We start from the raw sequence: 9,691 nt of genomic DNA, 5'->3' as shown, positions 1-9,691 counted from the left end.
CGGCTTTTTTATGTCCGTTAAAAAAATTGTCGATTTAGCCTTGCCGGCTGCGTCCGAGATAAAGGGTATGATTTTTCTGGTGGGTCAATCTGTAGCGGTGGCGCAGCCAAACCCCGGCCAACGCGGCGATCATCAACCCGCAGGAGATAAAGGTCAAATAAACCAGATCTTTTAAATCGGTAATTTCCTTGATCAATTGCTGATTCACCGCATCTTTTTGAGGATTAAGCTGCGAAGTAGCTGTATACGCACTGAGCACTTTAACATCGCTTTTCAAATCCTGAATGGTATTCAGCGAATCGGCCACGCTGCCGCGCTTGATATTCTCTTCCAACGACCGCAATTTACTTTCGATGGAGCCGCTGACCAATCCGAATAATTGCCCTTTCAGCGTGTTTATTTCGGCCGAGATGGCCGGATTTTGCAACGCGTAGGCAGCAACCTCGGCTTGATTGCTTCTAACGCCGTTCAACCTGTCTTGTTTAGGCATTAAAACCAAACCCATCACAAAAACGGCCACCATCAAGGCAAACACCAGCATCAATAAAAATCGATTGGCTTTAACCAAGGCATGGTGTTTTTGGACAGCCTGAAGCATGGCTAGTGCGCGCGACTCACTGTTGGCATCATCCGGATTAATCTCAGGCATAGTGCTCATTATTGTTGTAGTTTGCTAATCAGGAAGCTATCGGTCAAGACGGCATAATAAAGCGGAAACCAATTTCGCCCATCATAAAGCCGATCTTGACCATACTAATCCATTATACAAGCTTCGCCGAAAATGTCCTGCTTTATGCAGCCGGGAAAAACTTAGCGGCCTTTTTTAGCGGCAATCCGCATTCTCAAGGCATTCAGCTTGATAAAGCCTTCGGCGTCTTTTTGATTGTAAGCACCGCCGTCTTCCTCGAAGGTAGCGATATTTTCATCGAACAGGCTGTTGTCCGATGCGCGGCCGACCACGATAACGTTGCCTTTATAGAGTTTTACCCGCACCTTGCCGTTGACATGAACCTGCGAGGCATCGATCATGGTTTGCAGCATGGCCCTCTCCGGACTCCACCAATAACCGTTGTAAATCAACGAGGCGTAACGCGGCATCAATTCGTCTTTCAAATGCGCCACCTCGCGATCCAGCGTTAACGACTCGATGGCGCGATGCGCTTTCAGCATCACGGTACCGGCCGGGGTTTCGTAGCAACCGCGCGATTTCATGCCGACATAGCGGTTTTCGACAATATCCAAGCGCCCTACCCCGTTGGCGCCGGCCACTTTATTCAGTTTCTCCATCACTTGATGCGGGGTGTGCGGCACATCGTCTATCGCCACGATGTCACCGTTTCGATAAGTTAATTCGACATAAGTCGCTTGGTCGGGCGCGTTCTCCGGAGACACTGTCCAGCGCCACATGTCTTCTTCCGGCTCGGTCCAGGGGTTTTCCAGGATGCGGCCCTCGTAGGAAATATGCAGCGAGTTGGCATCCATGGAATAAGGCGAAGTTTTGCCTTTTTTCATCTCCACGGAAATGCCGTGTTGCTCGGCGTAATCCAACAGTTTTTGCCGTGAATTCAAATCCCATTCCCGCCATGGCGCAATCACCTTAATATCCGGACGCAAGGCGTAAGCGCCCAACTCGAACCGAACTTGGTCGTTGCCTTTTCCGGTGGCGCCGTGAGAAATCGCATCGGCACCGGTTTCGTTGGCGATCTCGATCAAACGTTTGGCGATCAACGGCCGGGCAATCGAGGTACCCAACAGGTATTCGCCCTCGTAGATGGTGTTGGCGCGGAACATCGGGAAGATAAAGTCGCGGGCAAACTCCTCGCGCAAATCGTCGATATAGATTTGCTTGATACCGGCGGCGGTAGCCTTGGCGCGGGCCGGTTCAAGTTCCTCGCCCTGGCCGATGTCGGCGGTAAACGTCACCACCTCGCATTGGTAAACATCCTGCAACCATTTGAGAATTACCGAGGTATCCAGACCGCCGGAATAGGCCAATACGACTTTTTTGACTTCGGACATAATGCGTTTCACACCTTAAATTTAACAATAAAAAATGTCGCAATTATAGCCGAAAACGACCGACGTTTCCCCCGCATCGCAAAGTGCTTGCTCAAAGCGAGGCGGATAACACATCCGCTATCCGCCGGGTAGCACCTTGGTTGCGTAATACGAAGGCCTTGGCTTTGGCGGTCAGCTTGTCTCTAAAATCCGTATCGGCATGAATTTGCAGCACCGCCGCGCCTATTGCTTCGGGAGTAGCGCATTGCACAGCTGCCTGTTCGGCCAGAATCCGTTCGGCAATTTCCGCAAAATTAAACATTTGCGGACCGAATAATACCGGCACCCCGATCAAGGCCGGTTCCAACACATTATGCCCGCCGACCGGCACCAGACTACCGCCGACAAACGCCGCATCCGCCGCTGCGTACAACATTTTCAATTCACCCATGCTGTCGGCGATGTAAACGTCGGTAGCCGCGGAAACCGACGGATTTTCACTGCGCATTACCACTGCCAGCCCTTGATCCAGGCATAATTTCTTCACCGACTGAAACCGCTCCGGATGCCGCGGCGCTATCATCAACAACAGCCGCGGAATCCGTTGTTTCAAGCCCGCAAACACCGGCAGTAATTGTGCTTCTTCATCCTTATGCGTGCTGGCCAAAATCCATACAAAGCGTTCGGCAAACTGCCGTTTTAATGCACGGCCGGCGGCGACTACGCTGTCCTCCATACTGAGGTCGAATTTAATATTACCCAACACCGCCACCCGTTCCGCATCGGCGCCTATTTCTATAAACCGCACCCTGTCGGCTTCGGTTTGTACGGCAATTTTGTCAATACACCGGAGGGCGGGTTTAATTAAGGCGGGGATTTTTTGATAGGCTTGCGCCGAACGCTCGGACAAGCGCGCATTGATCACAAACAAGGGAATATTCTGCTCGGCACAGGCCGCAAATAAATTCGGCCAGACTTCCTTTTCCATGAACACAGCCATTTTCGGCCGAAAATGATTCAAAAATCGCTGAACCACCAGCGGAAGATCGTAAGGCAAATAGACGTGCTCCACTTGCCCCCCCAGCACATCGCGCACCCTGGCGGAACCGGTGGGCGTGGTAACGGTCACTAAAAACCGCCGATTGGGATGTTCGGCTTGCATCAGGCGTATCAACGGAAACGCCGCCTCCGCCTCACCGACCGAAACGCAGTGGAACCAGACCACGTTTTGCGCGGATGGGCGCGAATATAATCCCAAACGTTCCCGCCAGCGTTGCCGATATTCCGAGGCCTTGAAACCGCGCCAATAAAGCCGCAACAAAACAGCCGGCAAAGCCAAGTAAAAAATCAAAGTATATAGTTGCCGCATCCGTTCAGCTCTCACCGATTACGGCATAAAGACAGCCTGCCAAGAATTTCAAACCGAATGCAACCACCCGACTTCTCCTCGCTATAATTTGCGGAAAGTATAACAAAGCTAGGGTAGCCCGGATGAAGCACCGCGAAATCCGGGATTTGCTAAATCATTGTTGACGATAAGACACCGGCGGCTCGATTGGTTTTTCGGATTAACGCCTATGCCCCATGGCCGGGTTGGCCACCACCACATAACCGTTGGCATGCCGGCGAAAAAAGGTATTGCCGGCCACGTAGTAAGGCAGTCCCCGGGCATAGGTCACGCGATTAAAGCGGGGCAAACGGCCAATCACCGCGCCTATCGGTGCGGCCACGGCAACATAGCCATGCCGGGAAGGCCGATAGAACGATCCGTTGGCATAGAAATATTCGCCGGCGTTGGCATACACCCTGGAATAGCCTATGGGTACTGGGGCAACGACGCGTTCCCGATTGTAATAGCGCTCTTCGTGACGATAATCCGGCTGGCGTGATACCTGGCTTCGTTGCCCATAGGTTGCCCCGCGATCATGCCGCGAATTCCGCCATTCATCGGCAACCGCGGCCTGCTGGCTCAACAAGATCAGCAAACCGATACCCAAGATGCGTTTAATATTTAACGTGCTCATAGCTGACTCCTTAACAGGATGTTGGCTTTAAATTGCGGCGCTTTCGTTGCGCCGCAATTTTTTATTAACCCTTATCAAACCCGCGTTTAATCGGCCGATTGACCTTTTCCTTCCTGATGGCGTTTTTGCCATTTTTCGTGGCGTTGCTTCTTCATTTCCTCAAACTTGGTCATTTGTTCCGGCGTTAATACGGTCCGCATGCGTTGATCGGTTTCCTGGCGCAGCGCTTCGCGTTTGGCGTGCTGTTCTTCAAAAACCTGCTTCAACTGCTCTTTCTGCTCGGCGGTTAACGCCAATTTCTTGGCCAAATGTTCGACTCTGTCGCCCTTATGACCTTTAAAATCGCCGTCATGTCCGCCAGGGAAAGCAGCCACGGTTAAAGGAAGCGCTAAGGCCAGTGCGATGATTAGGATTTTTTTGTTCATGGTAATGCTCCGATTGGTTAGGGGATTGAAACGGCTTTTCTCCGTTTTCGGGTTCTACTCTAACAATCAATATCGCAAACAATAGGGAGCAATTAAGGAAAGATTGTGCAAGTCAATCGTGGCCGGCCGGCTGCCTGTCGTAACGGTACCCGGCGCCGTACACCGAATGAATCAGCTCGTGGCCGGGCAACAATTCCGCCAATTTTTTACGGAGTTTCTTGATATGGCTGTCTATGGTGCGATCGGAAACGATGCGTTGATCCGGATACACCAAGTCCATCAATCTGGAGCGGGAAAATATATGCCCGGGCTGCCGGTATAAGGTTTGCAACAACTGAAATTCCACCGCCGTCAGTTCGATTTCCCGCCCTTCGGCGCTAACTCTGAAACTGTTGGCATCCAAAGCCAACAAGTCGGCATGGTTCTCCGGGCCGGTTTGCGGCTGCAAGCGGCGCAACACCGCTTTGACGCGGGCCACCATTTCCCTGGGACTGTAGGGCTTGCAGATATAGTCGTCGGCGCCCATTTCCAGCCCCAGCAAGCGGTCGATTTCCTCGACGCGCGCGGTAACCATGATGATGGGTACCTGGCTGAAACCGCGGATTTCCCGGCAGATCGACAAGCCGTCGCGGCCGGGCAGCATCAGATCCAGCAAAATCAGCTCGGGATGCTGCTGCTTGACCCAAGGCAATACCGCATCGCCGTGGGACAATATTTCGGCGGCGAAACCGGCGTTCCGCAGATAATCGGCCGCCAACGCGGCCAGTTTTGGTTCGTCTTCGACAATCAGAATCGTCATTTTACTAGAGGAAATTCAATCACAATGGCCAGCCCGCCCAGCTCCGAAGTCTGCGCCCGGATAGCGCCGTTATGCGCCGCCACGATGTTACTGCAAATCGCCAGACCCAGCCCGGCCCCGCCATGGTTTCGGTTGCGCGAGCTTTCTACCCGGTAAAACCGCGCGAATAACTTACCCAATTCCTGTTCCGCCACCCCGGGCGAGCTATCGGCTATTTCGATAACTAACTTGGCCGCATCGTTGGAAACGCTGATGACTATCCTGCCGCCGGCATCGGTGTAATTGAGGCTGTTTTTCAGCAAATTGCGGAACAATTGCGACAAGCGGTCGGCGTCGGCATACAGGCCCGGTAGATTTTGGCTGCCCTCTATCAGTTCGACCCGCAAACGTTTAGCGGCGAATTCCGGCTGCAAGGCCGTCAAATCAGCCTTTAAAACCTGTAGCGGATTTATCATGGTTTTTCGGTAGGTCAGCGCGCCCTGATCGGACAACGCCAGTTGATACAAGTCTTCCGTCAAGCGGTTCAAACGCATCACATCGGCCAACAACGAATCGACCGCCTCGGCGCTCATGGGCCGAATGCCGTCCTGCAAGGCTTCCAGCTCGCCGCGTAAAACCGCCAAGGGCGTGCGCAATTCGTGGGAAATATCGGCTACCCAGCGCCGCCGGGCCTGTTCCGACTGCTCCAGCGCCGCCGCCATTTCGTTAAAATCGCGCGCCAACTGCCCCAATTCGTCCCCGGATTCAACCGGCAGGCGAATGGCGTAAGCGCCTTTACCGAGTTGTTGCGCGGCTCCGGCAATCCGCTTGATGGGCCGGCCCAACAAGTAGGCCAACAGCGTCGCCAGCAAGGCGGACAACACGACCATCAACAACGCAATCCAGGCGAAGGCCTGGGCTTGCCGCTGCATAAACCGCAAATCGCCGACCTGATTATCTCCCCGCCCGGGCAAAAGCCCTAGATAACCCACCACTTGGCCGCCGTGTGCTATCGGCCGCAGCGACAACTCGGCCAGCCTCTCCGCCCGCCCGAACAACAGCGAGCGATCGGCGTTCAACAGCATCACCCGCAATTCCAAGGGGATGAAGCGCCGCTTGCGGCCGTCGGCACCCTCCGGCGCCGGCGGCCAAAGATTACCCGGCTCCGCAGCCACCTTGTTGATCCAGACGGGCGGGTAGCGGTGGCGGCGGTTATCGGATTGCAGCAACAGCCGTATCCATTGGCGTTTATTAGCCGCCAAGGGCGCCCAACTGCCCGTCTCCGCATAATAGTCGCTCAAATTCTCCACCAGATTTTCGATGCGTTCATGCTGCCGCGCTTCAACCAGTTCATTAAAGCCTCTATCCAAGGACCAGCGCATGAACAGATACATGCCGGCAACCACCAGTAAGGTGGTCAACAGAAAGCTCAGAAACAATTTGATGCGGATGGATTTATGCACGTTTATGACTCGTCTATTTTGCCCAACATTATGCCCGGCAACTGTGCAAAAACTATGAAATTAATGCGTACCGGGCCGGAGTTGGCCTAAAATGCGGCGTTAACTTAATTTTTCAGGACGTTTTATGCATATTCTCGGTGTGGATATTGGTGGTTCGGGCATTAAAGGTGCCGTGGTCGATACGGTTACCGGAGAGTTATTGACGGAGCGCCACCGCATCGAAACGCCCCAGCCGGCCACCCCTGAAGCCGTGGCGGCGGTGTTGGCGCAACTGGTTCTGCACTTCAACTGGACGGGACCGGTCGGCTGCGGCTTTCCGGCCGCGATCCAACACGGCGTGGCCAGAACGGCGGCGAATATTTCCAAAGCCTTTATCGGCACCGACATCGACGCGCTGTTTTCCGAAGCCACCAACTGCCCCTGTTACAACGTCAACGACGCCGATGCCGCCGGCATGGCGGAAATGCAATTCGGCGAAGGCGCAAGGCAAGCCGGCGTCGTGCTATTGGTAACCATAGGCACCGGCCTGGGTACGGCCCTTTTTACCGACGGGCATTTAATCCCCAATACCGAACTGGGCCACGTGTATCTGGACAACGGCCTGGAAGCCGAACGTTACGCCTCGGACGCCGTGCGCAAAATCGAAGATCTGGGCTGGAAAGCCTGGGGCAACCGCTTCAATACCTACCTGACGTTGATGGAAAACCTGTTCTGGCCCGATCTGATCATTCTGGGCGGCGGCGCCAGTAAAAAGTTCGACAAGTTCAAGGAACAATTGAAAGTCGTGGCACCGGTAAAACCGGCCGCCTTCTTAAATCAGGCCGGCATAGTCGGCGCCGCCTTGTTCGCTAAATCCAAGCTTTAACACGGCCGCGCCTGTTCCTGAAGAAAGCCGTCAGTGTGCCATGGCCGCGATTATTCGATTCGACGCTGTCAGCGTAACGGTTCAAGACAAAAACCTGCTCTCTGAAGTCAGTTTTACCCTGCAAGCGGGCGAAAAAGCCGTGCTGTGCGGCGCATCCGGTTCCGGAAAAAGCACTGTTCTAAAAACCCTGCTGGGCATGCACAGACTGGCGGCCGGCGGGATTTATTTTAACGGCCGGCCGTTAAACTCAAAAACCGTGCAAAGCATACGCCGCTATGCCGCCTATATCGGTCAGGAACCCATACTGGGCGCCGATACCGTCCGCAATGCCCTACTGCTGCCGTTTCAATTCAAGGCCCATCGCCACCTGCGGCCGCCGGAAAGCCGGCTGAAGGATGTGTTGCAGCGCCTGCGGTTACCGGCCGAGCTATTAAGCCGGGACTGCGCCGGCATCTCCGGCGGCGAAAAACAACGGCTGGCCCTGGCCCGCGGCCTGTTATTGGAGAAGACTGTTTATTTGCTGGACGAAGTCACCAGCGCCCTGGACGCGGAAAGCAAACAAGCGGTATTCGAGGTGTTTGCCGATCCGCAATTGACGCTGCTGGCCGTGGCCCATGACGCGGATTGGCTGGAGCGTAGCCAGACCGTGTTTGAAATGCATGCCGGGCGGCTGACCCGAACGAGGTGACCATGGAAACCCTGGATATATCGCTAGCGCGCATGGCCTTGCTGTATGGGCTGTGCTTGCTGCCGTGGTCGCTGCTGTGGCTGATCGGCGCCCGTTTGAGCCGCGACATCGGCATCGGCATAGTGCGCATGACGCTGCAACTGGGCTTGGTGGGCATTTATATCAAAACCCTGTTTACCCTGAATAACCCCTGGTTAAACGCCGCCTGGATATTGATTATGCTGATCGTGGCGGATTTCAGCATCCTGCGCCGGTCCGGCCTGAAAGTACGCTATTTTGCCCTGTCCTGTTTTACCGCCGTTGCCGTCAGCATCGTGTTATCCACCGCTTATCTGGTCGTGTTGGTCATCCAGCCGGCGCATTTTTACGATGCCCGCTACCTGGTCCCGTTGGCCGGCATGATTTTGGGCAATTGCATGCAAGGCAACGTCATCGCCCTGGAACGCTTTTATGCGGCGGTCGGCAAAAACCAAACCGAATACACCACCTATTTAATGCTGGGCGCCAGCCGCTGGGAAGCGTTGTTGCCGTACTTTCGCCAAGCCGTCAAAGCCGCCTTGAACCCCAGCATCGCCAATATGGCCACCATGGGCTTGGTGTCCTTGCCCGGCATGATGACCGGGCAAATTCTGGGCGGCAGCGATCCCTGGGTGGCGGTGAAATACCAAATTGCTATCATGATCTGCATTTTTACCAGCACCACGCTGGCCACCGTCATCAATCTGAAACTAAGCCTGCCTATCGCCTTTAACGAGTACGACATGTTAAATGAACAGTTGTTTGCGGACTCCAAGCGCTGAGTAGCCGCCCTTTTATGTGCCGAGCCGCTGCATTTTTTAACCCGCGTATCCCAGTGAAAGCCGTCCCCGATTCAAAGTAACAGCCTATCGGCACCACGTATGCATCTAACTTAATTTGTTGCATCCTGTGATTTTTTCATCAGGAGCCAGCGTAGCCCGGATGAAATGAAATGGAATCCGGGGAATGAAGGCTATCAATCCCTACGCAACTGGGCCGGTAACGATCAACATGCTGTCATTGGTTCTCCAGGCACAATCAAACCGCAAAGTTAGCCGGCCACGCATTAACCGCTTTTGCTACCGCTTTGGTGCATAAACAGCCAGGTAGGTCACGTTGCCGCGATAGCGGTTACGTGACATTTCGAAGTCATGGGCCCAAAATTTGTCAGGGAACGCTATCGCGCACCCTGACCTACCCGACTTTCAAAATATTAAACGATTTCAAATTTCGTGTTGGGTTTTCTCCCGTTATGCCGCGCCGAGCACCGAAGGGTTTGAGCGGTTCAGCCCGGCAGGGGCGATGCAGGGAGGCATCGCGTTTTCCGCGGGGGCTGGGAAGCCCCTTCGGAAAACCCCGCTCAAAGCCTTCGGCGCGCAGGATCAACGCGGCATCCGGGTCGCCTTTTCTTTGGATACTTTCTTTTGGCGAC

General features: G+C 54.3%; 11 protein-coding genes. 3 read left to right on the top strand and 8 right to left on the bottom strand.

Going from position 1 to position 9,691, the window contains the following annotated elements:
* Positions 1–34 precede the first annotated feature (34 nt).
* From NP596_RS17825 to NP596_RS17795, 7 genes are all read right to left on the bottom strand, one after another.
* Positions 35–649, bottom strand: a complete 615-nt coding sequence (locus NP596_RS17825) for a hypothetical protein (RefSeq protein ID WP_256616748.1) — start codon at positions 647–649, stop codon at positions 35–37.
* A gap of 161 nt (positions 650–810) precedes the next feature.
* The gene (locus NP596_RS17820) at positions 811–2,019 is read right to left on the bottom strand and encodes an argininosuccinate synthase (protein ID WP_256616747.1); all 1,209 of its coding nucleotides are present in this window, start codon (positions 2,017–2,019) and stop codon (positions 811–813) included.
* 91 nt (positions 2,020–2,110) lie between these two features.
* Positions 2,111–3,367, bottom strand: a complete 1,257-nt coding sequence (waaA, locus tag NP596_RS17815; RefSeq protein WP_256616746.1) for a lipid IV(A) 3-deoxy-D-manno-octulosonic acid transferase — start codon at positions 3,365–3,367, stop codon at positions 2,111–2,113.
* A gap of 199 nt (positions 3,368–3,566) precedes the next feature.
* A complete protein-coding gene (locus NP596_RS17810) occupies positions 3,567–4,022 on the bottom strand; it encodes a DUF6515 family protein (RefSeq protein WP_256616745.1) in 456 nt (151 codons plus the stop codon).
* Positions 4,023–4,108: 86 nt separating this feature from the next.
* Complete coding sequence (locus NP596_RS17805) at positions 4,109–4,447, bottom strand: periplasmic heavy metal sensor (protein WP_256616744.1); 339 nt, start codon at positions 4,445–4,447, stop codon at positions 4,109–4,111.
* Positions 4,448–4,559: 112 nt separating this feature from the next.
* Positions 4,560–5,246, bottom strand: coding sequence for a response regulator (locus tag NP596_RS17800; RefSeq protein WP_256616743.1), 687 nt, complete (start codon positions 5,244–5,246; stop codon positions 4,560–4,562).
* A complete protein-coding gene (locus NP596_RS17795) occupies positions 5,243–6,688 on the bottom strand; it encodes an ATP-binding protein (protein ID WP_256616742.1) in 1,446 nt (481 codons plus the stop codon). Before NP596_RS17795 ends, NP596_RS17800 begins: the two co-directional genes overlap by 4 nt.
* A 124-nt stretch (positions 6,689–6,812) precedes the next feature.
* On the opposite strand from NP596_RS17795, the gene ppgK reads away from it, so the two are divergent.
* Genes ppgK through NP596_RS17780 form a run of 3 tightly spaced genes read left to right on the top strand, consistent with a single transcriptional unit; the run spans position 6,813 to position 9,041 of the window.
* Positions 6,813–7,553: a polyphosphate--glucose phosphotransferase gene (gene ppgK, locus NP596_RS17790; RefSeq protein WP_256616741.1), complete on the top strand. Its 741-nt coding sequence runs from the start codon at positions 6,813–6,815 to the stop codon at positions 7,551–7,553.
* Between the two features lie 40 nt (positions 7,554–7,593).
* On the top strand, positions 7,594–8,241 hold the full coding sequence (locus NP596_RS17785; protein WP_256616740.1) for an ABC transporter ATP-binding protein: 648 nt from the start codon (positions 7,594–7,596) through the stop codon (positions 8,239–8,241).
* A gap of 2 nt (positions 8,242–8,243) precedes the next feature.
* A complete protein-coding gene (locus NP596_RS17780; protein WP_256616739.1) occupies positions 8,244–9,041 on the top strand; it encodes an ABC transporter permease in 798 nt (265 codons plus the stop codon).
* A gap of 412 nt (positions 9,042–9,453) precedes the next feature.
* On the opposite strand, the gene NP596_RS17775 is transcribed toward NP596_RS17780, so the two are convergent.
* On the bottom strand, positions 9,454–9,691 hold a 238-nt coding region (locus NP596_RS17775; protein WP_256616738.1), incomplete at its 5' end, for a hypothetical protein.

The sequence above is a fragment of the Methylomonas rivi genome (genome assembly GCF_024505165.1).
Taxonomy (GTDB): domain Bacteria; phylum Pseudomonadota; class Gammaproteobacteria; order Methylococcales; family Methylomonadaceae; genus Methylomonas; species Methylomonas rivi.
This window is presented reverse-complemented; position numbering and strand designations above follow the sequence as displayed.